Genomic DNA, 22020 nt, shown 5'->3' on the forward strand with positions numbered 1-22020 from the left:
TGGGTGCGTTTGCTGCACGATGCGCTCTTTTTCATGGAAAAGTTTACATCCGCAGGATTATGCTGTTTTGATTATCCAATGTCCATGACATCAACACGAAGCATCGCAATGCAGGTTGCGCTGGCGGTTATTTGTGCAGGCTCACGCCTTCTTCGCTGGCCGCCCGGTCTTGATTCGTTCGACACCGGCCATTGCCGCCTGCAATGCCGCATCGTCGAGCGTTGCCAGTTGCGCCAGGCCGGCGCGCAGCAGTTCGCTTTTTTTGACGGTTTCCCCAAGCTCCAGCAGACGCTGCTTGAGTTGGGCGATCTGCGCGTACTCCGCCTCCGGCATCGCGTAGCTGTCACGGATCAGCTTGATTTTTCTGGGTTTGGCAGACTTGCTATGGGGCATGGCGACGGTCGTCCGGTGGGAGGGTGTGAGTGTAGCAATTTTGCTCAGGCTGCGCCGCCGCGGCAAAAGCGTAAAATGGCGCTCCCTCCACCGTAGAAAACACCATGACACAGGATGAACTGAAAGCCGCCGTTGCCCAGGCAGCCATCGAATACGTACTGGCCGAGGTGCCGCAGGGGGCACTGATCGGCGTCGGCACCGGCTCTACCGCCAATTATTTTATCGACGCCCTGGCCGCGCACAAAGACCGCTACCGCGGCGCTGTCGCCAGTTCTGAAGCCACCCGCCAACGTCTGGAACAACACGGCATCGCTGTTTTTGACCTGAACGAGGTCAGCGAGCTGCCGGTTTACGTAGACGGCGCCGACGAGATCGACGCCGGTCTGCACATGATCAAGGGCGGCGGCGGCGCGCTGACACGGGAAAAAATCGTCGCGGCCGTTGCCCGGACGTTCGTCTGCATTGCCGATGCCTCGAAGCAGGTCGAGGTCATGGGCCGTTTCCCTCTGCCGGTGGAAGTCATTCCCATGGCGCGCGAATACGTGGCGCGGGAATTGAGCCAGCTTGGCGGCAAACCGGTACTGCGCGCCGGCTTCATCACCGACAACGGCAACCAGATTCTTGATGTACACGGCCTGCAGATCACTGCGCCGAAGGCGCTGGAAGAGCGCATCAACCAGATCGTCGGCGTCGTCACCAATGGCCTGTTTGCGCTACGCCCGGCCGACGTGCTGCTGCTGGGAACGCCTCAGGGCGTGCAACGTTTCCCGGGGTAAGCCCCAGGAATGTTCCCTGGGCCGTGACCGGCACGTCCCAGGGAGCGGCGCTCAGGCCGAAGGCGGAACGTAGCCCTGCACCTGATCGGCGCCATCGCCGAAAAAGTGTTTTTCCAGCTGTTCGGCCAGGTATTTACGGTGGCGGGCATCCACCAGATTGAGACGGTTCTCGTTGATGATCATCGTCTGCAGGCGCACCCACTGGTCCCAAGCTTCCTTCGACACATTCTCGAAAATGCGCTGGCCCAGCGCGCCCGGATACGGCGGGCGGGCCATGCCTTCTGCCTCGCGGCCCAGTTTGATGCAATTAACCATACGGGTCATGGTGTCGTACTCCTCGAAAAAATGGGGAAATTATAGGGAATCGCTGCCGGCCTGATCGCGCCAGCGCCAGGTAATGCCGCGTTGTTCGATTTCACGGCGGATGTCGACCATGGCTTGCTCCACTTGTTCCGGCGCACCTTCCACCCCCAGTTCCAGATGCCGCCGCTCCTGGCCTTGCAGCGAAGGCAGGGAGAACAGGCGCAGGTCGGGATACTCGGCAACGATGCGCTCCATCAGGCCAAGCAGGGCACTTTCGTAGGCATTCGGCCCGGTGAGCAGGAAAGCTTTTTCAATGCGCGCCTGCTGCGGCCGGAATTCGGCACGGTAGAAGGTGTCCAGCGCCCATTCGATCATCGGGTGCGCCATCTGCGGAAAGCCGGGCGTGAAGTAATGCTCGCGCACCATGAAACCGGGAATGCGGTTGAACGGATTGGGCAGGATGTCGCAGCCTTCGGGAAAAGTCACCAGCAACTTGCGCTCGGGGGTGATTTCGTCGCTGGAAAAACGCACCTTCAGTTCCTCGAAGCCCGCCGGATGCAGGGCCAGGCGCACGCCCAGCGCTTCGGCCACGGCCTGGCGGGTCTGATCGTCCGGCGTGTTGCCGATGCCCCCGCAGGAGAACACCACGTCACCCGCCGCCATGCTGCGCTTGAAGGTTGCCGCCAGGCGCGCCCGGTCGTCCCCCAGATAGTCCACCCAGGACAGGCGCAATCCGCGCGCTGCCAGCAGTTCGGCAACTTTCGCAAAGTGTTTGTCCTGGCGCTTGCCGGACAGGATTTCGTCGCCAATGATGACGGCGCCAAAAGTTCGGCTCATCGTTGATTCACCTGTGCTCGATTGGGAAAAGCGGGAAGGTCAGCGCACCTGCCCGACGGGTGGCGAAGCATAGCAAGAAAGCCGCTGCCGTGACGCCACAGCCCCGTTTCACCGCTAGAATCTCCCGCCAAGGGGGAGCGCACATGAAAATCTCTGTCGGCCTGTATGGCGCCACGGCGCACCAGATCGCGCTGGTACTGATTCAGGGCTTCAACCGCCACTACCGGCTGTTCCGCGAAACCTGCAGCGCTGCCAAGCGGCGTTTCGAACACGGCGACTGGCCGGGCGTCCATCGTGCGGTGAAAGAGCGCATCCGCTTTTACGACGACCGGGTGTACGAATGCATTGAGCGCTTGCGTAACGAATTCGCCATCGACACGCTCGATGACGCCACCTGGCAACAGGTGAAGCTCCTGTTCATCGGCCTCCTGCTCAATCACAAGCAACCAGAGCTGGCCGAGACCTTTTTTAATTCGGTCACCACGAAAATCCTGCGGCGGGAGTATTTTCACAACGATTTCATGTTCGTGCGCCCGGCGATTTCCACCGAAAATCTCGAGGGCGACGAAGGCACGACCTACCGCAGTTATTACGTCGATGCCCGCGGACTGCGCGGCACCTTGCGTCAGGTGGTCGAGGACTTCCACTGGCGGCGCCCCTTTGCTGATCTGGAGCGCGATGTGCAATGCGTGCACCGGGCCATTACCGAACACCTGCACGGCATGCCGGCGCGTGAAGTGAATTTCCAGATCCAGGTCCTGGCCAGCGCCTTCTACCGCAACAAGGCCGCTTACATCATCGGCAAGGCGATCAATGGCGCCCAGGAATACCCTTTTGCCATCGCCGTCCTGCACGATGCCGACGGCAAGCTCTTTCTCGACACGGTATTGCTCGATGCCTGGCGCATCGGTCTGCTGTTTTCTCTGTCACGCGCCTATTTCATGGTCGACATGGAGGTACCGTCGAGCTACGTCCAGTTCCTGCGCACCATCCTGCCCAACAAACCGCGCTCCGAGCTGTACATCATGCTGGGCCTGGGCAAGCAGGGCAAAACCATGTTCTTCCGCGACCTGATCTACCACCTGCACCATTCGCAGGACACATTCATCATGGCGCCGGGCATCCGCGGCCTGGTCATGCTGGTATTCACCCTGCCCTCCTACCCTTACGTGTTCAAGATCATCCGCGACGTCTTCGGCCACGGCAAGGAAACCGACCGCGCGACGGTGCAGAAGAAATTTCTCATGGTCAAGCAGGTTGACCGCGTCGGACGCATGGCCGACACACTGGAGTTTTCCAACGCCCTATTCCCCCTGCACCGCTTCGATCCGGAAGTACTCGCCGAATTGCAGCGTCTGGCGCCATCGCAGATCGAAATCGACGGCGATCAGCTGATCATCCGTCATCTCTACATCGAGCGACGCATGGAGCCGCTCAACATTCATCTCGAACGCATGGAGAAAGCCGCCGACGAAGCAGGAATGACGCACGCCATCCGCGAATACGGCAATGCCATCCGCGAGCTGGCGCTGGCCAACATTTTCCCGGGCGACATGCTGTGGAAGAACTTTGGCGTCACCCGCTACGGCCGCGTGGTGTTCTACGACTACGACGAAATCGAGTACATGACCGCCATGAATTTCCGCAAGATTCCGCCTGCCCCCGATTTCGAAACCGAAATGTCCGGCGAAGTGTGGTACCCGGTGGCGCCACGCGATGTCTTTCCGGAAGAATTCGCCACCTTCCTGCTGGGCTCGCCGCAGATCCGCAAAATCTTCCTGCGTCACCATAAAGATTTGCTGACCCCTATTTTCTGGCAAAGCGCGCAGGAAAAAATTCGCGCCGGCCAGCTGGAAGATTTTTTCCCCTACCCGGAAACCTTACGTTTCAATCAGTACAGCGCAGATAGCAAAAAACCAGCATAAACAAGGCACTTCTTGCTGCGACGCAACAATAACGAATTATTGCGGCACAGATTGATAAATGATCGTTTAACCTTTTACTTAAAAATCCTGAACAAAATTTTCCCAGCTCTCCTTTATCGTTAGCAGCCTTTTGCCTGCCGGCAAGAAGTCACAGCAAAAAACGCAACGAAGGAGAACTACTGATGCCGCTCACCCTGGTGGCTGCTCGGGAAACGGCAGACGGCGAACGCCGTACGCCGCTGGTGCCCGAAACTGCCAAAAAATTCGCCGCTCTCGGCGCCAAGCTCCGGCTGGAAAGCAATGCCAGCCTGGAAAGCCATTTCCTCGACAGCGATTATGCCGACACCGAGATCAAGGCCAGTCTGGCGGAAACCTATGCCGGCGCCGATGTCATCCTGCGCGTCACGCCGCCCAGCGACGAAGAAATCGCCGCCTTGCCGGATGGCTCCGTCCTGATCGGCCTGTTAAAACCCTATTCTTCCAAAGAGCGTCTGGCTGCGCTGAACGCCAAGAAAATCACTGCCTTCGCCCTGGAACTCCTGCCGCGCATCTCGCGCGCCCAGAGCATGGATGCGCTGTCTTCCCAGGGCGCCTGCTCCGGCTACCAGTGCGGCCTGATCGCCGCTGCCCGCTGCACCAAGTTCTTTCCCATGCTGACCACCGCCGCCGGTACCGTGCGTCCGGCCCGCGCCCTGGTCATCGGTGCCGGCGTCGCCGGCCTGCAGGCGATTGCCACCTGCAAGCGCCTGGGGGCCATGGTCGAAGCCTATGATGTGCGCGCTGCAGCCAAGGAGCAGATCGAATCGCTCGGCGCCAAGTTCGTCGATACCGGCGTTTCGGCCGAAGGCAGCGGCGGCTATGCCCGCGAACTGTCCGCCGAGGAAAAAGCACAGCAGGCTGAAAAGCTGACCAAGGCGATTGCCGCCGCCGATGTGGTGATCACCACCGCTTCCATTCCCGGCCGGCGTGCGCCCATCATCGTCACCAAAACCATGGTCGAACGCATGAAGTACGGTGCCATCATCGTCGATCTGGCCGCGGAAACCGGCGGCAACTGCGAACTGACCCAACCCGGTGAGCATGTGGTGTACGACGACGTGCATATCCACGGCCCGCTCAACCTGCCCTCGCGCATGCCGACGCACGCTTCCGAGCTGTACGCCAAGAATCTCTACAACTTCCTGTCGCCCTTCATCAAGGACGGCGCACTCAACATTGACTGGGAAGACGAAGTCGTCGCCGGCACCCTGCTGTGCAAGGACGGTGCCACCGTTCACCCGCGCGTCAAAGAACTCCTGGGAGAAGTCTGATGGACGGCCTGCTCGCACTCTACATCTTCATGCTCGCCGCCTTCACCGGCTACGAGATCATCGCCAAGGTGCCGGTCATCCTGCACACGCCGCTGATGTCCGGTTCCAACTTCATCCACGGCGTCGTCGTGGTGGGCGCCATGATCGTGCTTGGCCAGGCTGACACGCCGCTGCAGCAGGCCATCGGCTTTTTTGCCGTGGCGCTGGGCGCCGCCAATGCCGCCGGCGGCTACGTGGTGACCGAACGCATGCTTGCCATGTTCAAGAAGAAGGAAGACTAAACATGACCATTCCCGTTTACGTGCAAGGCGCCTGGTTCATCGGCGCGCTGCTCTTCATCTTCGGCCTGAAGGGCATGAGCTCTCCGGCCAGCGCCCGGCGCGGCATCGTCATCGCCGGTTACGGCATGCTGATCGCCATTGCCGCGGTGTTCCTCATTCCCGGCCTGCTCAATCTTGGCCTGATGCTGCTGGCGCTGGTCGTCGGTGGCGCGCTGGCCTGGATTTCCGGCAAAAAAGTGCAGATGACCGACATGCCGCAGATGGTTGCCATCTACAACGGTATGGGCGGCGGCGCCGCTGCCGCGATTGCCGCCGTCGAATTTGCCAAGGGTGAAATGCATGGCCTGGTCGCCACCATTCTCGCCGTGCTTGGCGCACTCATCGGCGCGGTCTCCTTCACCGGCTCCTGCGTCGCCTGGGCCAAGCTGCAGGGCGTGCTCAAGAAAGCCTGGCGTCTGCCGGCGCAGAACGCGGTCAATGTGGTACTGGCACTCGCCGCCATCGCCCTGGGCGTAGCGGTAGTGATCCTGGCGCCGCAGCAACCGGAACTGGTGATCGCCTTCTTCGTCGTTGCCCTGGTGCTCGGCCTGATCGTCACCCTGCCCATCGGCGGCGCCGACATGCCGGTGGTGATCTCGCTGTTCAATGCCTTCACCGGTCTGGCTGTGGGTTTCGAGGGCTACGTCCTGGGCAATCCGGCGCTGATCATCGCCGGTATCGTCGTCGGCGCTGCCGGCACCCTGCTGACGCAACTGATGGCCAAGGCCATGAACCGGCCACTGTCCAACATCCTGTTTACGCCGATGGTGGCCGCCAGCAGTGGTGAAGCGATTACCGGCACGATGAAGGAAGTGGGTGCCATCGACGCTGCCGCCATGATGCGCTACGCCAGCAAGGTCATCATCGTGCCGGGTTACGGCATGGCAGTGGCCCATGCGCAGCACAAGGTGTGGGAAATGACAGCGCTGCTCGAAGAAGCCGGGGTCGAGGTGAAATTTGCCATCCACCCGGTTGCCGGGCGCATGCCGGGTCACATGAACGTGCTGCTCGCCGAAGCCGGCGTGCCGTACGACAAGATCTTCGATCTGGAAGAAATCAATGGCGAATTCGGCCAGGCCGATGTGGCGCTCATCATCGGCGCCAACGACGTGGTCAATCCGACCGCCCGCACCGACAAATCGAGCCCGATCTACGGCATGCCCATCCTCAACGCCGACCACGCGCAAAACGTGATCGTCATCAAGCGGGGCAAGGGCACCGGCTACTCCGGTATCGAGAACGCCCTGTTCTATACCGACAACTGCCGCATGCTGTATGGCGATGCGCAGCCAATGGCGGGCGAGATCATCCAGCACCTGAAGAGCATGGGCTGATTCAGGCAAACCGCCCACAAAAAACCCCGGCACCGCAACGGCGCCGGGGTTTTTTCATTGCGGCCAGACGCAGCTGCGCTACACCCTGCTGCGCCAGCCGAGCAGGGTGTAGATCAGGATAGTCGTTCCCGCCAGCCCCAGACCAAAGACCAGGGCGATCAGAAACCAGTCCGCCGGCCCACCCGCATCCGTAAAGCCGGAAGAAGAGACCTTGGCCATCAGCACCAGCGCCAGACAGCCCCCCGCAACACCGACAAACTCGGCCCGCACCAGACGCCGCGAGTCAATCCTGCGCTCCTTGAGCAGCAGAGCAAAAAACGCCGCCGTACCTGCCAGGATGACGACGAGCATCAGCCACAACAAGGGAGCGCCGAGCATTTCCTGGAACACAGCCCAGAACACCAGGGGATCAAGTTCTTTCATTGTCGTTTCCTCCAGAAATCAGGCACGGCCATGCAACATGCTGATATAGGTCGGTTTCAGGGCCATGGTTTTCATCACCCAGCTGATCCACAGCTCTTCCAGCGGCGCGATGATGCCGGGGAAGGAAGGCACCAGATTGTCCTTGTAATCGAATTCAATCAGCATCGCCTGACCCAGACGGGTAATCAGCGGGCATGAGGTATAGCCGCCGTAATGGGCCTGCGATTCACGCCCTTCGATCTGCGCCACCAGATGATCGACCGCCACCGGCACCTGCCATTTGACGCTGGCCGCCGTCTTGCCCTTGGGTACACCGGCCACGTCGCCAACGGCAAAGACATTGTCGAATCGCTTGTGGCGTAGCGTGTGCTTATCCACCTCGATCCAGCCGTCGGCGGCCCAGTTGCCTTCCTGCCAGGGCAGCGGGCTGTTGCGCACGGCATCGGCGGCACGCATGGGCGGAATGACGTTGATGAAGTCATATTGCAATTCGACCGGCCCTTCTGCTGTCTTGAAGGTGGCAATTTTCTTGCCCAGATCAATCGCCGCCAGCGTGCGCTCGTAGTTCATCCTGATATCGCGCTCTTCGAACAACATACGCACTTTTTCATGCACGATGGGCACACTGAACAGCACCTTGTTGTTGGCGTTGTAAATGATCTCTGCCTTACCCCGATTACCGCGCCGGCGCAGATGGTCATCGGTAAGGAAAGTGTATTTAAGCGGCGCACCGGCACATTTCATTTCCGTGCCTGGGCGCAGGAAAACACCGACGCCGCCGCTATCGGCAAATTTCGACATCGCCTGCCAGGTTGCCGCAGCCTTCTCCGGGCTATGGTAAATGCTGCCCAGGCCATTGTTGCCGATCTGCTCGACGTCCATCCCTTCGATCGCTGCGTAATCCAGGCGCAGTCCGGTAGCAACAATCAGGTAATCATAAGGAACAGGTTTGCCAGTTGCCGTAACGACCTTCCTGCCTTCCGGGTCGATTTCGGCGACGGCCTCTTCGATCAACTCGACCCCGGACGGTACGTAATCCCGCGTTGAAGACACCACATAGGAGGCTGGCTTGATGCCCCCCGCCACCAGGGTGAACCCCGGCTGGTAGAAATGCGCCTTGCGCGCATCGACCAGCGTAATCTGCGCCCCTTCCAGCCGTTGCGCCAGCTGCGCTGCGGCGGTCAGACCGGCCGCACCGGCACCGGCAATGACAATGCGGGCCGCCGTTTTCACTTTGGTGGCCGCGCTGGCGCTGTCCGGCAACAGCAGCAGGGTGCCCGCCCCCGCTGCGCCCAGTTTCAGAAACGAACGCCGGTCCAGCCTGCCGGACCTGCTTGGATCAATGACAATTGGCTCCTTGGACATGATGACTCCTTCCTCGTAGTGTGATTGTTATCGCCCTGCAGCCCAAAATTAGCATAGGTTAATTTTTTAATCATCCCATCCTTGATAGGCCGATCAATTTTTTAATGCTCCCGGCACGCTGGAAGCGCCCCGCCTTCCCCTAAAATCGCCCGTTTTCAGCTTTTTCCGTTTGCAACTGATTGTTCGAGGAAAACTTCCGATGAAAGCACTTCCCGCCGCCGCTCTGCTCGCCTTGCTGGCGACCACCGCCGCCCAGGCTGCCGATCCCAATCTGGGGCGCAATCTTGCCGCCACCTGCGCCAACTGCCACGGCACCAACGGCAAAGCCGTCGCCGGCTCGGGCATGGGTTCCCTGGCCGGAGAGAACAAGGCCAACATGCTGCAAAAACTCACCGATTTCCGTAACGGCGACCGTCCCTCGACGATCATGCAGCAGATCGCCAAGGGCTACAGCGAGGCACAACTGACGCTGATCGCAGACTATTTCGCCGCGCAAAAATAAGGGGAAAAACATGCTGCATATTCAACGACGCAATTTCCTCAAGGCCGGCGCCAGCGCCGGTGCCCTGGCCGCTCTTTACGGCTGCAGCAGCGGCCACAAGGCCAGCGGCCATGTGGTCGTGGTCGGTGGCGGCTACGGTGGTGCCACGGCGGCCAAATACCTGCGCCTGTGGAGCCAGGGCCGGGTGCAGGTAACGCTGATCGAGCGCCAGCCGCACTTCATTTCCTGCCCAATTTCCAATCTGGTGCTGCACGGCAGCAAGACCATGGCAGACATCACCGTCAGCTATGACAATCTGAAAAACCACTGGGGCGTCCGCGTCATCCAGGGCGAGGTCGTCGCGCTCGATGCCGGCGCCCGCACGCTGCGCCTTGCCGACGGCAGCAGCATCGGTTACGACCGGGTGATCCTCTCGCCGGGCATCGACTTCATGTACAAACAAATCCCCGGCCTGAACAATGCTGCCGCGCAGGAAAAAATCCCCCATGCCTGGAAAGCCGGCCCGCAAACAGTGGCCTTGCGCCGCCAGCTGGAAGCCATGCCCGATGGCGGTGTCTTTGCCCTGAGCATTCCGAAAGCGCCTTACCGTTGCCCTCCCGGCCCCTACGAACGCGCCTGTCTGGTCGCGGATTACTTCAAAACGCACAAGCCAAAATCGAAAGTCGTCATCCTGGATGCCAACGAAGACGTGCAATCGAAAAAGGGACTGTTCGTCAAAGCCTGGAACGACCTGTACAAGAATCATCTGGAATACCGGCCAAACAGCGAAGTGCGCGACGTTGATGCCGCCAGCAACACAGCGATCCTTGAGTTCGACACTTTCAAGGCTGATGTGCTCAACATCATCCCGCCGCAGCGCGCCGGCGACATCGCCCGCAATGCCGGCCTGAAACTGGTCAACACCCGCTGGGTGGACATCAACTGGCTGTCCATGGAATCGACCAGCACCCCTGGCGTGCATGTCATCGGCGACGCCATCTTCCCGGCCCCGACCATGCCGAAATCCGGACACATGGCAAACCAGCACGGCAAGCTGGCGGTGGCAGCCATCCTCAACCTGCTGGCGGGCGATCCGCCGAACCCGGAGCCGGTGGTCATGAACACCTGCTACAGCTTTGTCGATGGCAGCCAGGCGGTGCACGTCGCCTCGGTTCACCAGTACGATGCTGCCACCAAACTGGTGCAGCCAGTCAAAGGCGCCGGCGGTCTCTCTGCCGCCCGCAACGAAGTCGAGGGCAAGGCCGCGCTGGCCTGGGCCAAGAATATCTGGGCCGACATGCTGGTGTAAGACACGCTCTCCCTGAACAAAAACGGCCACCCACGCGGGTGGCCGTTTTGCTTACCCGACCTGCATATTCAGTCGAGCGAGGCGATATAGGCCGCGACGGCGTGGGCTTCCAGTTCCGTCAGCTTGGACGCAACGGTATGCATGACTGCGTTGTCGTTGGTGCGCGCACGCGCGTTGAACTGCTGCAGCTGATCTTCGGTGTAACGCGGGTGCTGCCCCGCCAGGCGCGGCAACTGCGGGGTCCCGTGCCCGTTCTCGCCATGACAGCTGGCACACGCAGGCAGGCCGCTGAACGGATTGCCGCGCAGGAAGATGTATTTACCCACGGCCAGCAGTTCGGCATCCCGGATTTGCCGCCCAGGCACCTGCTTCGCCTCGAAATACCGCCCGAGCGCCTGCATCTCGGCAGGACTCAAATTCTCGGCCTGCGGCTGCATGCTCTCGCTCTTGCGCTTGCCCGATTTGAATTCCGCCAGCTGTTTGCTGATGTATTCCGAGTGCTGCCCCGCCAGACGCGGGAATACCGCACTGACCGCCTCGCCCTTCATGCCATGGCACAGCGAGCAACGCTCGGATACGATGGCCTCTGCCCGGGCCAGATCACCGGCTTGCACTGGCAAGGATAGCGCTGCGAACAAGGCAGCCGTGGCAATACATCTGTTCATGATTTCCCCACTTTCACGCATCAGAACTGCTGTTTCGGATCGTAACCCCGGGCGGCAAGCGACTCAGCCTTGTCCGGTGCTGCCAAAGCCTCCCTCACCCCGGTCGCTGCTGGCAAATTCATCGACCACATTGAAGCCGACCTGCAGCACCGGCACCACCACCAGCTGCGCAATGCGGTCCAGCGGCTGGATGGTGAAAGGCGCGCTGCTGCGATTCCAGACCGAGACCATCAGCTGCCCCTGGTAATCGCTATCGATCAAGCCGACCAGATTGCCAAGCACAATGCCGTGTTTATGCCCCAGACCCGATCGCGGCAGGATCATGGCCGCCAGGCCCGGGTCATTCAGATGAATGGCCAGCCCCGCGGGCAGCAACTGGGTCTGCCCCGGCTGCAGCTCAAGCGGCGCCGCCAGGCAGGCGCGCAGATCAAGACCGGCGGAACCCGGGGTGGCGTAGTGCGGCGGGCTGTCCTTGAGACGGGCATCAAGGATTTTCACGTCGATCGTGGTCATGCAATTTCTCCAGTCAGTCTTGCGATGTGTTCAATCAGCTGGCGCGCCAGCACTTCCTTGCTCGCCGGCGGCAGCGGATGTGTTCCCTGGTCGTCGAACAGGACCAGACGGTTGTCGCTCCCGCCAAAGCCGTCCTGCATGAGGTTGCCGGCGATCAGGGGAATTTTCTTCTTCAGGCGTTTTTTCTGCGCATATGCTTCGAGGTTCTGACTTTCGGCCGCAAAACCGACACAGAACGGCCCCCCCGGCAAAGCCGCGACCTCCGCCAGAATATCCGGGTTCTCGATCAGCTCGATGGCCGGCACGCCGCCTTCGTCCTTCTTCAATTTATGCGCTGCTGGCCGGGCCACACGGTAATCGGCCACAGCGGCGACCGCAATGAAAATGTCGCTCGCTGCGGCGCGCGCCATCACGGCCGCATGCATGTCCAGCGCGCTCTGCACTGCAACCCGCTCGACACCGACCGGCGCGTCCAGCGCCACCGGACCGGATACCAGCGTCACTGCCGCTCCCGCTCGCCGTGCCGCAGCAGCCACCGCGTAGCCCATGCGCCCGGACGACAGATTGGTAATGCCGCGCACGGCATCGATGGCTTCAAAGGTGGGGCCGGCCGTCAGCAATACCCGTCGCCCAGCCAGTGTTTTCGGCGCAAAGAAATCCATCACGCCGGCAAGCAGTTCCGCTGGTTCCAGCATCCGCCCCGGGCCCACCTCGCCACACGCCTGGGCGCCGCTGGCCGGCCCCAGCACACCCACCCCATCCGCCACCAGTTGCGCCACATTGCGCTGGGTAGCCGGGTTTTCCCACATCTGGCGATTCATGGCCGGTGCCACCAGCAGCGGACAATCGCGCGCCAGCACCATGGTTGCCAGCAAATCATCGGCCATGCCGGCACTAATGCGCGCCAGAAAATCAGCGGACGCCGGTGCCACCAGCAGCAGGTCGGCCTGCCGCGACAGATCAATGTGCGCCATGGCATTCGGCATGCGCGCATCCCACTGATCGAGATAAACCGGTCGCCCGGAAAGTGCCTGGAAAGTCGTCGGCGTGACGAAATGCGTTGCCCCTTCGCTCATCGCCACCTGCACTTCAGCCCCCTCCCGAACCAGCAGGCGTACCAATTCTGCCGCCTTGTAGGCAGCTATACCACCGGTGACACCGAGCACGAGGCGCTTGCCTTTTAATTCCATTGTCATTTCCTGTAAGATCGGACGCCTCACATTCTACTGGAGTCGGCAGCATGTCCATCAGCGATTGGCCCACCCAGGAACGTCCACGTGAACGCCTCATCGCTTTTGGCGAAAGCGCGCTCTCGGACGCCGAATTGCTCGCCATCTACCTACGCGTCGGCACCCGCGGCAAAAGTGCCGTCGATCTGGCCCGCGACCTCCTCAGCCGGCACGATGGCAAGCTGGGCCGGCTGGCCAGCAGTTCGCTGCAGGAACTCGCCACCACACCCGGTATCGGCATGGCCAAGGCGGCACAACTGAAAGCCAGTTTCGAACTCAGCCGGCGCGCCCTGACCGAGGAAATGCATGTACGCGACAACCTCGCTTCGCCGGAAAACGTACGGAACTGGCTGCGCCTGCGCCTCGCCTACCTGCCACAGGAATGTTTCATCGCGCTCTGGCTGGACGCGCAGAACCGCCTGATCCTGAGCGAAACCCTGTTCACCGGCACCCTGACCCAGACGTCCGTCTACCCACGTGAAGTGGTCAAGACAGCGCTGCAACGCAATGCCGCTGCCGTCATCCTGGCACACAACCATCCCTCCGGCCTGGCCGAACCCTCGCACGCCGACCAGATGCTGACCACCAGCCTGCGCCAGGCCCTGGCCATGGTCGACGTCAAACTGCTTGACCACTTCATCGTCGCCGGCACGGCAAGACCACTTTCCTTTGCCGAGCGGGGTCTGCTGTAAAAACGACAGCGCGTAAAATCCATTGCGCAAAAAACATCGCAGCAGCTTGATTTTGCTTGCCTCAGCAGTTAGAATCTTCGGTTTCTTCTAGCCAAATTACTGGAGCACCATCATGGCGCGAGTCTGCCAAGTCACGGGCAAAGGCCCGATGGTTGGGAACAAGGTTTCCCATGCCAACAACAAAACGAAGCGCCGCTTCCTGCCGAACCTGCAGAACCGTCGTTTCTGGGTTGAGAGCGAAAACCGCTTTGTCAGCCTGCGCGTTTCCAACGCTGGCCTGCGTTTGATCGACAAGAACGGCATCGATGCCGTCCTCGTTGACCTGCGTGCCCGCGGCGAAATCTAAACAAAAGGAACTGAATCATGGCTAGCAAAGGCGGTCGCGAAAAAATCAAACTGGAATCCACGGCTGGAACCGGTCACTTCTATACCACCTCCAAAAACAAGCGCACGACGCCGGAAAAACTGGAGTTCATGAAGTACGATCCGAAAGCCCGCAAGCACGTGGCCTACAAGGAAGTCAAGCTGAAGTAAGCAGTCACTTCAACATAAAAAACCCGCTTTACAGCGGGTTTTTTATTGTCTTTTCCATGCTTCGCAACGGATACGGACCAGGGCAAACACGTTGCAGCAGCGGTCACCCCTTGCTGCGAAACAGGAGTACCACCCAGAACAGCACACCCGCAAAAAGCAGCACCGACCAATTGGCCATCGACAGCCCGATGAACTCCCATTCACGACTGGCACAGAAACCGGTCGCAAGAAACAGTTTCGGCCAAGCCATACCCAGCCAATCCACCAGCCGCTCCACCGCATCCGGCTCACTCATGCCACAACCTGCCAGCGTATCGGGGTACAGCTGTAGCCAGCTCTGGTACAGGGCGATGCCCGCACCTGCGCTAGCCAGGAGCATGATCGCTGCACACCAGAACTGACGCAGCAACGGCCAGACAAAACCCAGTAGCGCCAGACCGCCGATCAGCAAATACAAAAGGCGCTGAAAAATGCAGTACGGACAAGGCGACAGCGAGAGCATTTGCTGCAACACCATCCCGGCCGCAGCCACACCAAAGACACCGAGCGCCAATGCCGAAAACCAGGCCCGCACCGGGAAAGCCGCAACGATCCGCGCGCACAGACGCACCATAACCTCCTCCTTCCAGAACACAGTTGTCACAAATGACGTAAGCGCTTGCACAAAGCGCCGCAACGGCGGCAGAATGTCACAGAAAAAACGACAAGACCAACCTGCGCGAGAGAGACAAGAGCTTGAGCCCTCCACACACACACCGCAACTCTGCCAGCATGCTCCAGCTCCTGGCAAGTTGCAGCCAGCTACGGCAACAAGCCTGCGACGAAAAACTCTTCCTGCAACGACACTGCGAACTCCTGGTCGAACAAGGTGAATTTGCATACGCTGCGGTCCAGCTGCACAACACACAGCCGCCCGGAACCTTCTTCTGCCACGGACAGGAAACGGACACCCAGCCTGCGCTGCAGCTGCCCTTTCCTTCCGCCAGTGGTCACTTGGGAGAACTCCGGGTCATCAGCACCAGCCAGCCGTTTACCGATGACGAAACCCTGGCCCTCAACATCATCGCCCAGGATATTGGCGAAACGCTATGTGAAATGCGTTACAAGGCCAGCAACGAACTGCTGCAGTCCAGCATGCGCCAGCTTTCGCGTGCACTGGAATCGAGCCACAACGGCGTGATGATCACCTCATCAACGCAGCTCGATCACCCCATCGTCTACGTCAACCCCGCCTTCGAACGCATCACCGGCTATCGCCCGGAAGATGTCATCGGCCAGAGCGGGCGCTTTTTGGTGCGCGATGACCTCAATCAGCGGGGCCTGGGTACCATCCGCGAAGCCTTGCGCAACCGCCGCGAAGCACACGCCATCCTGCGCAATTACCGCAAGGACGGTTCCCTGTTCTGGAATGAGCTGTACATCGCCCCGGTCCGCGATGAAAGCGGCGAGATGACGACGCACTTCGTCAGCATTCTCAACGACGTCAGCGAGCGCATCAGTTACGAGCAGCAACTCGAATTTCATGCCAATCACGACAGCCTGACCGGACTGGCCAACCGTAACCTGCTCAACGACCGCATCAACCAGGCCCTGGCCCAGGCGCGGGCGGATAATCTGATGGTCGGGGTGCTGCTGCTCGACCTGGACCGTTTCAAGCTGGTCAACGACGGCTTTGGTCATTCGCCGGCCAATGAATTGCTCAAATCCGTCGCACACCGCCTCAATCAGAGCGTGCGCGATACCGATACTGTCGCCCGTCTGGGCGGCGACGAATTCGTGGTGGTCGTCAGTCGCCTGCAGACAGCTGACGACCTGTCGCTGGTCGCCGGCAAGATCTTGCGCGCCCTGAACCAGCCCTTCATCATGGAAGGTAAGGAAATTTTCGTCACCGCCTCGGTTGGCGCCGCACTGTATCCGCGCGATGGCGACCACGGCGAGGCCTTGCTACGCAACGCCGACGTCGCGATGTACCGCGTCAAGGAGCATGGACGCAACAACTATCGCTTCTACACGCCGGAAATGACGCACATGGCGATTGATCGCCTCGACATGGAGGGCAACCTGCGCCGAGCGCTGGAGCGCGATGAATTGCTGGTCTATTACCAGCCGCTGGTCTCCCTGGGCAGCGGTGAAATCGTCGGCGCCGAAGCGCTGGCGCGCTGGAATCATCCGCGCATCGGCATGATCCAGCCCGGCGAATTCATCCCCCTGGCTGAAGATACCGGCCTCATCATTCCCCTGGGCCAGCTGCTCTTGCGTCAAGCCTGTCGCGACCTCGCTGGCTGGCAGGCGGAAGGGTTGCCGCCATTGAAAATCGCCATCAATCTTTCCGCCCGCCAGTTCCGCCAGGATGATCTGCTCAGTTCGATTCGCAGCATCCTCGACAGCACGCAGATCGACGGTAGCAGCCTGACGTTCGAACTGACGGAAAGCATGGTCATGCACGATGTCGAAAACACCCTCGTCACCCTGCGCGAGTTGAAGCAACTGGGCGCAACCATTGCCCTCGACGATTTCGGCACGGGCTATTCCAGCCTCTCCTACCTGAAGCGTTTCCCCATCGACACCCTGAAAATCGATCGCAGTTTCGTGCGCGACATCCACCAGGATCAAGACGATGCCGCCATCGCCCATGCCGTCATCGCCATGGCACACAAGCTGGGCATCAAGGTCATCGCCGAAGGGGGCGAATGCCTGGAACAGCTTGATCTGCTGCGCGAATTCTCCTGTAACCACATACAGGGCTATTACTTCAGCCGCCCTGTCCCCGCCGCCGAATTCACCTTGCTGCTCAAGCAAGGACGCAAACTGACGGATCTGGCATGAAACACAAACTGGCCTACGACATTATTGGGCGCGAAGAACTCGCCAGCCATCTCGAACGGCAAACTGTCGTTGCCGCCGAAGCAGAGGGCGGCCTGCACGTCTATCGTTGCCTGGACACGCAAGGGGAGTCTCTGAGCATCGCCCTGGACAACGGACAGGGCATCATCGTCCGTCTGAATCGCCCCTCTCCCCCGCTGGACCGGCGACGCATCGCCCGCTAAACTGGCACGATGATGACACGCATACTCCTAGTCGAAGACGACGAACGCCTGGCCGGACTCACCGCTGAATATCTCAGCCGCAACGATCTACACGTCAGCATCGAGCCGCGCGGCGACACCGCCGAAGCCCGCATTCTCGCCGAACAGCCCGATCTGGTGATTCTCGACGTGATGTTGCCGGGCAAGGATGGTTTCGAAGTCTGCCGCGCCGTACGCCAGCAGTACCGTGGCGTGATCCTGATGCTCACTGCCCGCGATGAAGATTTCGACCAGATTCTGGGACTCGAACTTGGCGCCGATGACTACATCGCCAAACCGGTTCAGCCACGCGTGCTGCTCGCCCGCATCAAGGCACTGCTACGCCGCCTGCCGGCCCCCAGCGAGCAGGACAACGCCAGCGACCAGCTGATCTTCGGCAACTTCCGCATCAGCCAGAGTACCCGCACCGCCAGCCTGGGCAGCCAGAACATTGACCTCACCACCGCCGAATTCGACCTGCTCTGGCTGCTTGCCTCGCATGCCGGCAACGTGCTGTCGCGCGATGATCTGCTGCAGGAGCTGCGCGGCATCGGTTTTGACGGTCTGGACCGCTCCATTGATGCGCGCATTTCGCGTCTGCGCAAGAAGCTGAACGACGACCCGGAAAATCCCACGCGCATAAAAACAGTGCGCGGCAAGGGCTATCTGTTCAGCAAACATGACTGGGACTGAGCCGGAACACAGCGCCAGAACCCGCCCCGGACTGGCCCGCTCTCTTTTCCGCGTCTCGCTGCCGCGCTGGCGCGGCGGACAATACAGCCTGTCCAAGCTGTTCTTCAATTTCTACTTTCTGGCGATGGGCTCCTTCATCGCCATTGCCATCGTTGCCGACTTCATCATCACCACCGCGCAACAAGGTATCACCGATGACTATTCGCGCCGTTTCATGCGCGGCACCATCACCCTGATCGAGGATGAGCTCTATCGCCACCCGCGCCGGCAGTGGGCAGAGCAAATTAAGGTCATCGATGAAAAATTCTATTACCGGCTCGGCATCGTCGAGCGCCGCTCGCTGGACAGCCGCCTGGCCAGCGCCCAGATCGACAAGCTCGACTCCGGCGACATCGCCATCTCGCACGACCGCGACCTCATGTATTACCGCCTCGGCACCAGCAGCAAGGTACTGGTCATTGGTCCCCTGTCTGCCTCGCGCAAATCGGAAACGCAGGAAGGTCTGCCGCTGGATCTGCGGTTGCGCCTATGGACCTGGGGCCTGATCGGCGCCATTTTCGCCGTCGCCCTGTGGTTCTGGGTGCGGCCGGTCTGGCGTGATCTCGAAGCCTTGCGCCAGACCGCCCGCCTGCTCGGCGATGGCAAATTCGAAGCGCCAGCGCCACAAGTACGCACGCAATTGCTTGCACCGCTGGCCGAAACCCTGCACAGCATGAACGAACGGGTCCTGCAGCTGCTCGCCACACACCGCGAGCTTTCCTGCGGCATCTCGCACGAATTACGGACGCCGATAGCACGCATGCGCTTCGCCCTGGAAATGCTGCCGGAAACCCCGCTACTGGAAGAACGTCAGCGGCTTTGGGCGATGATGGAAGCCGATCTGGACGAACTCGACCAGTTGATCGACACCAGCCTGACTTACGCCCGTTTCGAGCGCGAAATTCCCGAAGCGCATTTTTCCAGCGTGCGCTTTGCTGATTGGCTGGCTGACGAAGTGGAATCGATCCGCCTGCTCGGACGGCAACTCGATATCGCCGTCGACTGCAGTGCCCTACCAGCCGGTCTGCACGTCGACCTGGACCGCAAAGCCATGCCTTACGCACTGCGCAATCTGCTGCGCAATGCCTTCAAGTATGCCCAGCAGAACATCCTGGTCAGCGCCGAACTGGTAGACGAGCAAATCCGCATCCACGTCGACGACGACGGCATCGGCATTCCCGAAGAAGAGCGCGAACACGTTTTCTCCGCCTTCTCCCGTCTCGACCGCTCACGCGACCGGGCCACTGGCGGTTACGGCCTTGGCCTGGCCATCGCGCGCCGTGTCATGGAACTGCACGGCGGCACCGCCTGTGCCGGTAGTGCCGCACTCGGCGGCGCCAGGATCACGCTAAGCTGGCGGGCGCACCAGTAGCCAGTCGGCCCCTGTGCTCAATCAGCCTCGTCGATCCACGCCTGCTGGATGGCTTCGAGGATTTTCTCGCCACAACGCTCCGGAACATCGTCAAATCCTGGCAGGGCCATGACCCAGTCGCGCAGATCGACAAAATTGACGCGCAGAGGATCCTTGTCGGCATGTGCTTCGACCAGCTCGATGGCGATGTCGTTGATGTCAGTCCATTTCATCGATGTCCCTCCTTCGCCATATTGATGCTGTATTTCGGAATCTCGACCACCAGCGGGGTGTCGTTGACCACTGCCTGACAGCCCAGGCGGGAATTGGGTTCCAGCCCCCAGGCCTTGTCCAGCAGATCTTCTTCCGTTTCGCTGGCGTCCTCTAGCGCAGCAAATCCCTCGCGCACGATGACGTGACAGGTGGTGCAGGCACAAGACATTTCGCAGGCGTGATCGAGTTCGATATCGTGGTCAAGCAGGTTCTGGCAGATCGATTTACCGGGGGTCGCTTCAATGACAGCGCCCTCCGGACAAAGCTCTTCATGCGGTAAGACGATGATCTGGGTCATGCGTGTTCTCCTGCCGGCTGCGGGTTGCTGAGTTCATCCACCGAGCGCCCGGCGAGCGCCCGCTTCACATTCTGGTCCATGCGCCGATGGGCGAATTCCTGCGTTTCGTAGCTCAGATCGTCCATTGCCAGATGAATCTGGCGGCGGTTGTCACCGGCCAGGGTCGCCCGCAGCTTGTCCGCCGCCGCCTGGATTTTCTCGATTTCGGCCGCTGAAAGCAGGTGTGCATCTTCCGCCAGTGCCGCCGCGCAGGCTTCGAGCAGACGCTCGGCTTCGACCCGCGCTTCGCGCAAGGCGCGCAGCATGGCATCGTCTTTGGCGTGCGCCAGCGAATCCTGCAACATGCCAGCGATTTCGTCATCGGACAGCCCGTAGGATGGTTTGACCGTAATACTGGCTTCGATTCCCGTCGTCTGTTCGCGTGCCGTCACCGAGAGCAGCCCGTCGGCATCAACCTGGAAGGTCACCCGGATGCGGGCCGCACCGGCCACCATCGGCGGAATACCACGCAACTCGAAACGGGCGAGCGAGCGGCAGTCATCAACCAGATCACGCTCGCCCTGGACAACATGAATGGCCATCGCCGTCTGGCCATCCTTGAAAGTCGTGAATTCTTGCGCCCGCGCCGTGGGAATGGTGGAATTACGGGTAATCACCTTCTCGGTCAGGCCACCCATAATTTCCAGGCCCAGCGACAGCGGGATCACGTCAAGCAGCAACCAGTCATCATTGCCAGTCTTGTTACCTGCCAGCAGATTGGCCTGTGTCGCCGCGCCCAGGGCCACCACCTTGTCCGGGTCGAGATTGGTCAGCGGTTCCTGCCGAAAGAAATCAGCCACGGCCTTCTGTACTTGCGGGATGCGGGTAGCGCCCCCCACCATCACCACGCCCTGGATTTCGTCCACCCGCAGACCGGCGTCGCGCAGGGCCTTCTTGATCGGTTGCAGGGTCTTGCTCACCAAGTTACGGCTGATTTCGGTAAAGGTCGCTGCATCCAGGGTCAGATCGATCATCTCGCCGGTTGCCAGACGCAGCGAAATGGGGGCTTCCGGGTTGTGGGTGAGAAATTCCTTGGCTTCACGGCAACGCATCATCAGGTGCCGTGAATCTTCCGCCGACAAAGGCTGTGGCCGGACCTGCTCAATGACCCAGCAGTAGATACGGTGATCGAAATCATCGCCACCGAGTGCGGTATCGCCCCCCGTGGCCAGCACTTCGAACACGCCCTTGGTCAGGCGCAGGATGGAAATATCGAAGGTGCCACCGCCCAGGTCGTACACGGCATAAACGCCTTCGGCGCCGTTATCCAGACCATAGGCAATCGCCGCTGCCGTCGGTTCGTTGAGCAGGCGCAGCACGTTGAGGCCCGCCAGACGGGCCGCATCCTTGGTGGCCTGGCGTTGTGCATCGTCGAAATAGGCCGGCACGGTAATCACCGCCCCCACCAGTTCGCCGCCCAGCGCTGCTTCCGCACGGTGCTGCAGGGTTTTCAGGATTTCTGCCGAAACCTCGACCGGACTCTTGACGCCGGCCACTGTCTTCAGGCGCACCATGCCGGGCGCCTCGACAAAATCGTAGGGCAGGGTTTCCACATGCGCGATATCGGCCTTGCCTCGCCCCATGAAGCGCTTGACGGAAATGATGGTGTTTTTCGGATCTTCCGCCTGCCGCTTGCGCACGTCGTAGCCGACCTCGATCCGCCCATCCGGGTGATAACGCACCGCCGAGGGCAACAACGAGCGGCCGTGTTCATCGTTCAGGCACACCGCCATGCCGCTCCGCACCGTCGCCACGAGCGAGTTGGTTGTACCGAGATCGATACCGATCGCCCGTTTGTGCTCGTGCGGCGCTGCTGATTCGCCTGGTTCGGCAATCTGAAATAAAGCCATGTG

26 protein-coding genes are annotated in these 22020 nt (G+C 60.7%); 14 read left to right on the forward strand and 12 right to left on the reverse strand.

The features are described 5' to 3' along the window. Nucleotides 1–141 precede the first annotated feature (141 nt). Nucleotides 142–393 (reverse strand): hypothetical protein, encoded by a 252-nt coding sequence (locus JYJ39_RS08450; RefSeq protein ID WP_205203611.1) that lies wholly within the window; start codon nt 391–393, stop codon nt 142–144. A 104-nt stretch (nt 394–497) separates the two neighbouring features. Here JYJ39_RS08450 and rpiA point away from each other — a divergent pair, with 104 nt between their 5' ends. Beyond that, on the forward strand, nt 498–1169 hold the full coding sequence (rpiA, locus tag JYJ39_RS08455) for a ribose-5-phosphate isomerase RpiA (protein ID WP_205203612.1): 672 nt from the start codon (nt 498–500) through the stop codon (nt 1167–1169). 51 nt (nt 1170–1220) lie between these two features. Here rpiA and JYJ39_RS08460 read toward each other — a convergent pair whose 3' ends face one another. Both JYJ39_RS08460 and JYJ39_RS08465 read right to left on the reverse strand, forming a co-directional pair. Continuing rightward, the gene (locus JYJ39_RS08460) at nt 1221–1493 is read right to left on the reverse strand and encodes an oxidative damage protection protein (RefSeq protein ID WP_205203613.1); all 273 of its coding nucleotides are present in this window, start codon (nt 1491–1493) and stop codon (nt 1221–1223) included. A 30-nt stretch (nt 1494–1523) separates the two neighbouring features. Continuing rightward, entirely contained in the window at nt 1524–2309 is a 786-nt protein-coding gene (locus JYJ39_RS08465) for a competence/damage-inducible protein A (protein ID WP_205203615.1), read from the reverse strand. Between the two features lie 143 nt (nt 2310–2452). On the opposite strand from JYJ39_RS08465, the gene aceK reads away from it, so the two are divergent. The 4 genes from aceK (at nt 2453) to JYJ39_RS08485 (ending at nt 7198) form a co-directional block, all read left to right on the forward strand. Beyond that, nucleotides 2453–4234 carry a bifunctional isocitrate dehydrogenase kinase/phosphatase gene (gene aceK, locus JYJ39_RS08470; protein WP_205203617.1) on the forward strand — a complete coding sequence of 594 codons (1782 nt, stop codon included), beginning with the start codon at nt 2453–2455 and terminating at the stop codon, nt 4232–4234. 182 nt (nt 4235–4416) lie between these two features. After that, a complete protein-coding gene (locus JYJ39_RS08475) occupies nt 4417–5544 on the forward strand; it encodes an NAD(P) transhydrogenase subunit alpha (protein ID WP_205203619.1) in 1128 nt (375 codons plus the stop codon). Next, nucleotides 5544–5825, forward strand: coding sequence for an NAD(P) transhydrogenase subunit alpha (locus JYJ39_RS08480; protein ID WP_205203620.1), 282 nt, complete (start codon nt 5544–5546; stop codon nt 5823–5825). Before JYJ39_RS08475 ends, JYJ39_RS08480 begins: the two co-directional genes overlap by 1 nt. A gap of 2 nt (nt 5826–5827) precedes the next feature. Beyond that, nucleotides 5828–7198: an NAD(P)(+) transhydrogenase (Re/Si-specific) subunit beta gene (locus JYJ39_RS08485; RefSeq protein WP_205203621.1), complete on the forward strand. Its 1371-nt coding sequence runs from the start codon at nt 5828–5830 to the stop codon at nt 7196–7198. 78 nt (nt 7199–7276) lie between these two features. Here the strand turns inward: JYJ39_RS08485 and JYJ39_RS08490 are convergent, their stop codons facing one another. Next, on the reverse strand, nt 7277–7621 hold the full coding sequence (locus JYJ39_RS08490; protein WP_205203622.1) for a DUF5368 domain-containing protein: 345 nt from the start codon (nt 7619–7621) through the stop codon (nt 7277–7279). Nucleotides 7622–7639: 18 nt separating this feature from the next. Next, entirely contained in the window at nt 7640–8986 is a 1347-nt protein-coding gene (locus tag JYJ39_RS08495) for an NAD(P)/FAD-dependent oxidoreductase (RefSeq protein WP_205203623.1), read from the reverse strand. 199 nt (nt 8987–9185) lie between these two features. On the opposite strand from JYJ39_RS08495, the gene JYJ39_RS08500 reads away from it, so the two are divergent. Together JYJ39_RS08500 and JYJ39_RS08505 are read left to right on the forward strand one after the other, a co-directional pair. Continuing rightward, the gene (locus tag JYJ39_RS08500; protein WP_205203624.1) at nt 9186–9488 is read left to right on the forward strand and encodes a c-type cytochrome; all 303 of its coding nucleotides are present in this window, start codon (nt 9186–9188) and stop codon (nt 9486–9488) included. 10 nt (nt 9489–9498) lie between these two features. After that, on the forward strand, nt 9499–10776 hold the full coding sequence (locus tag JYJ39_RS08505) for an NAD(P)/FAD-dependent oxidoreductase (protein WP_205203625.1): 1278 nt from the start codon (nt 9499–9501) through the stop codon (nt 10774–10776). Between the two features lie 68 nt (nt 10777–10844). Here JYJ39_RS08505 and JYJ39_RS08510 read toward each other — a convergent pair whose 3' ends face one another. The 3 genes from JYJ39_RS08510 to coaBC all read right to left on the reverse strand — a co-directional run bounded on the left by JYJ39_RS08510 (nt 10845) and on the right by coaBC (nt 13144). Then, entirely contained in the window at nt 10845–11441 is a 597-nt protein-coding gene (locus tag JYJ39_RS08510; protein WP_240189603.1) for a c-type cytochrome, read from the reverse strand. 63 nt (nt 11442–11504) lie between these two features. Then, nucleotides 11505–11954 carry a dUTP diphosphatase gene (gene dut, locus JYJ39_RS08515; protein ID WP_205203629.1) on the reverse strand — a complete coding sequence of 150 codons (450 nt, stop codon included), beginning with the start codon at nt 11952–11954 and terminating at the stop codon, nt 11505–11507. Then, nucleotides 11951–13144, reverse strand: coding sequence for a bifunctional phosphopantothenoylcysteine decarboxylase/phosphopantothenate--cysteine ligase CoaBC (coaBC, locus tag JYJ39_RS08520; protein ID WP_205203631.1), 1194 nt, complete (start codon nt 13142–13144; stop codon nt 11951–11953). The genes dut and coaBC overlap by 4 nt, the downstream gene beginning before the upstream one ends. A gap of 50 nt (nt 13145–13194) precedes the next feature. Between coaBC and radC the strand changes: the two genes are divergently transcribed. From radC to rpmG, 3 genes are all read left to right on the forward strand, one after another. Further along, nucleotides 13195–13875, forward strand: a complete 681-nt coding sequence (radC, locus tag JYJ39_RS08525; protein WP_205203632.1) for a RadC family protein — start codon at nt 13195–13197, stop codon at nt 13873–13875. A gap of 112 nt (nt 13876–13987) precedes the next feature. After that, nucleotides 13988–14221 (forward strand): 50S ribosomal protein L28, encoded by a 234-nt coding sequence (rpmB, locus tag JYJ39_RS08530; RefSeq protein WP_205203633.1) that lies wholly within the window; start codon nt 13988–13990, stop codon nt 14219–14221. Between the two features lie 17 nt (nt 14222–14238). Further along, nucleotides 14239–14409: a 50S ribosomal protein L33 gene (rpmG, locus tag JYJ39_RS08535; RefSeq protein ID WP_028994601.1), complete on the forward strand. Its 171-nt coding sequence runs from the start codon at nt 14239–14241 to the stop codon at nt 14407–14409. Nucleotides 14410–14512: 103 nt separating this feature from the next. On the opposite strand, the gene JYJ39_RS08540 is transcribed toward rpmG, so the two are convergent. Next, on the reverse strand, nt 14513–15022 hold the full coding sequence (locus tag JYJ39_RS08540) for a disulfide bond formation protein B (RefSeq protein ID WP_205203634.1): 510 nt from the start codon (nt 15020–15022) through the stop codon (nt 14513–14515). A 158-nt stretch (nt 15023–15180) separates the two neighbouring features. Here JYJ39_RS08540 and JYJ39_RS08545 point away from each other — a divergent pair, with 158 nt between their 5' ends. Genes JYJ39_RS08545 through JYJ39_RS08560 form a run of 4 tightly spaced genes read left to right on the forward strand, consistent with a single transcriptional unit; the run spans nt 15181 to nt 19578 of the window. After that, nucleotides 15181–17235 carry a putative bifunctional diguanylate cyclase/phosphodiesterase gene (locus JYJ39_RS08545; protein WP_205203635.1) on the forward strand — a complete coding sequence of 685 codons (2055 nt, stop codon included), beginning with the start codon at nt 15181–15183 and terminating at the stop codon, nt 17233–17235. After that, nucleotides 17232–17456 (forward strand): hypothetical protein, encoded by a 225-nt coding sequence (locus tag JYJ39_RS08550; RefSeq protein WP_205203636.1) that lies wholly within the window; start codon nt 17232–17234, stop codon nt 17454–17456. Before JYJ39_RS08545 ends, JYJ39_RS08550 begins: the two co-directional genes overlap by 4 nt. A 12-nt stretch (nt 17457–17468) precedes the next feature. Continuing rightward, nucleotides 17469–18167, forward strand: a complete 699-nt coding sequence (locus JYJ39_RS08555) for a winged helix-turn-helix domain-containing protein (RefSeq protein WP_205203637.1) — start codon at nt 17469–17471, stop codon at nt 18165–18167. Next, nucleotides 18154–19578: an ATP-binding protein gene (locus JYJ39_RS08560; protein ID WP_205203638.1), complete on the forward strand. Its 1425-nt coding sequence runs from the start codon at nt 18154–18156 to the stop codon at nt 19576–19578. Before JYJ39_RS08555 ends, JYJ39_RS08560 begins: the two co-directional genes overlap by 14 nt. 17 nt (nt 19579–19595) lie before the next feature. Here the strand turns inward: JYJ39_RS08560 and iscX are convergent, their stop codons facing one another. The 3 genes from iscX to hscA are packed head-to-tail and all read right to left on the reverse strand — an operon-like array spanning nt 19596 to nt 22017. Continuing rightward, nucleotides 19596–19790: a Fe-S cluster assembly protein IscX gene (gene iscX / locus JYJ39_RS08565; protein ID WP_205203639.1), complete on the reverse strand. Its 195-nt coding sequence runs from the start codon at nt 19788–19790 to the stop codon at nt 19596–19598. Next, nucleotides 19787–20128 carry an ISC system 2Fe-2S type ferredoxin gene (gene fdx / locus JYJ39_RS08570; RefSeq protein ID WP_205203641.1) on the reverse strand — a complete coding sequence of 114 codons (342 nt, stop codon included), beginning with the start codon at nt 20126–20128 and terminating at the stop codon, nt 19787–19789. The genes iscX and fdx overlap by 4 nt, the downstream gene beginning before the upstream one ends. Next, nucleotides 20125–22017 carry a Fe-S protein assembly chaperone HscA gene (gene hscA, locus JYJ39_RS08575; protein ID WP_205203643.1) on the reverse strand — a complete coding sequence of 631 codons (1893 nt, stop codon included), beginning with the start codon at nt 22015–22017 and terminating at the stop codon, nt 20125–20127. The genes fdx and hscA overlap by 4 nt, the downstream gene beginning before the upstream one ends. Nucleotides 22018–22020: the final 3 nt, after the last annotated feature.

Origin of the sequence: Azonexus hydrophilus, assembly GCF_905120355.1 — a bacterium.
GTDB lineage: Bacteria > Pseudomonadota > Gammaproteobacteria > Burkholderiales > Rhodocyclaceae > Azonexus.

Excerpts from the sequence above, each read along its gene's own strand:
- JYJ39_RS08450 (WP_205203611.1), bottom strand. The coding sequence starts at position 393 with ATGCCCCATAGCAAGTCTGCCAAACCCAGAAAAATCAAGCTGATCCGT.
- rpiA (WP_205203612.1), top strand. The coding sequence starts at position 498 with ATGACACAGGATGAACTGAAAGCCGCCGTTGCCCAGGCAGCCATCGAA.
- JYJ39_RS08460 (WP_205203613.1), bottom strand. The coding sequence starts at position 1,493 with ATGACCCGTATGGTTAATTGCATCAAACTGGGCCGCGAGGCAGAAGGC.
- JYJ39_RS08465 (WP_205203615.1), bottom strand. The coding sequence starts at position 2,309 with ATGAGCCGAACTTTTGGCGCCGTCATCATTGGCGACGAAATCCTGTCC.
- aceK (WP_205203617.1), top strand. The coding sequence starts at position 2,453 with ATGAAAATCTCTGTCGGCCTGTATGGCGCCACGGCGCACCAGATCGCG.
- JYJ39_RS08475 (WP_205203619.1), top strand. The coding sequence starts at position 4,417 with ATGCCGCTCACCCTGGTGGCTGCTCGGGAAACGGCAGACGGCGAACGC.
- JYJ39_RS08480 (WP_205203620.1), top strand. The coding sequence starts at position 5,544 with ATGGACGGCCTGCTCGCACTCTACATCTTCATGCTCGCCGCCTTCACC.
- JYJ39_RS08485 (WP_205203621.1), top strand. The coding sequence starts at position 5,828 with ATGACCATTCCCGTTTACGTGCAAGGCGCCTGGTTCATCGGCGCGCTG.
- JYJ39_RS08490 (WP_205203622.1), bottom strand. The coding sequence starts at position 7,621 with ATGAAAGAACTTGATCCCCTGGTGTTCTGGGCTGTGTTCCAGGAAATG.
- JYJ39_RS08495 (WP_205203623.1), bottom strand. The coding sequence starts at position 8,986 with ATGTCCAAGGAGCCAATTGTCATTGATCCAAGCAGGTCCGGCAGGCTG.
- JYJ39_RS08500 (WP_205203624.1), top strand. The coding sequence starts at position 9,186 with ATGAAAGCACTTCCCGCCGCCGCTCTGCTCGCCTTGCTGGCGACCACC.
- JYJ39_RS08505 (WP_205203625.1), top strand. The coding sequence starts at position 9,499 with ATGCTGCATATTCAACGACGCAATTTCCTCAAGGCCGGCGCCAGCGCC.
- JYJ39_RS08510 (WP_240189603.1), bottom strand. The coding sequence starts at position 11,441 with ATGAACAGATGTATTGCCACGGCTGCCTTGTTCGCAGCGCTATCCTTG.
- dut (WP_205203629.1), bottom strand. The coding sequence starts at position 11,954 with ATGACCACGATCGACGTGAAAATCCTTGATGCCCGTCTCAAGGACAGC.
- coaBC (WP_205203631.1), bottom strand. The coding sequence starts at position 13,144 with ATGGAATTAAAAGGCAAGCGCCTCGTGCTCGGTGTCACCGGTGGTATA.
- radC (WP_205203632.1), top strand. The coding sequence starts at position 13,195 with ATGTCCATCAGCGATTGGCCCACCCAGGAACGTCCACGTGAACGCCTC.
- rpmB (WP_205203633.1), top strand. The coding sequence starts at position 13,988 with ATGGCGCGAGTCTGCCAAGTCACGGGCAAAGGCCCGATGGTTGGGAAC.
- rpmG (WP_028994601.1), top strand. The coding sequence starts at position 14,239 with ATGGCTAGCAAAGGCGGTCGCGAAAAAATCAAACTGGAATCCACGGCT.
- JYJ39_RS08540 (WP_205203634.1), bottom strand. The coding sequence starts at position 15,022 with ATGGTGCGTCTGTGCGCGCGGATCGTTGCGGCTTTCCCGGTGCGGGCC.
- JYJ39_RS08545 (WP_205203635.1), top strand. The coding sequence starts at position 15,181 with ATGCTCCAGCTCCTGGCAAGTTGCAGCCAGCTACGGCAACAAGCCTGC.
- JYJ39_RS08550 (WP_205203636.1), top strand. The coding sequence starts at position 17,232 with ATGAAACACAAACTGGCCTACGACATTATTGGGCGCGAAGAACTCGCC.
- JYJ39_RS08555 (WP_205203637.1), top strand. The coding sequence starts at position 17,469 with ATGACACGCATACTCCTAGTCGAAGACGACGAACGCCTGGCCGGACTC.
- JYJ39_RS08560 (WP_205203638.1), top strand. The coding sequence starts at position 18,154 with ATGACTGGGACTGAGCCGGAACACAGCGCCAGAACCCGCCCCGGACTG.
- iscX (WP_205203639.1), bottom strand. The coding sequence starts at position 19,790 with ATGAAATGGACTGACATCAACGACATCGCCATCGAGCTGGTCGAAGCA.
- fdx (WP_205203641.1), bottom strand. The coding sequence starts at position 20,128 with ATGACCCAGATCATCGTCTTACCGCATGAAGAGCTTTGTCCGGAGGGC.
- hscA (WP_205203643.1), bottom strand. The coding sequence starts at position 22,017 with ATGGCTTTATTTCAGATTGCCGAACCAGGCGAATCAGCAGCGCCGCAC.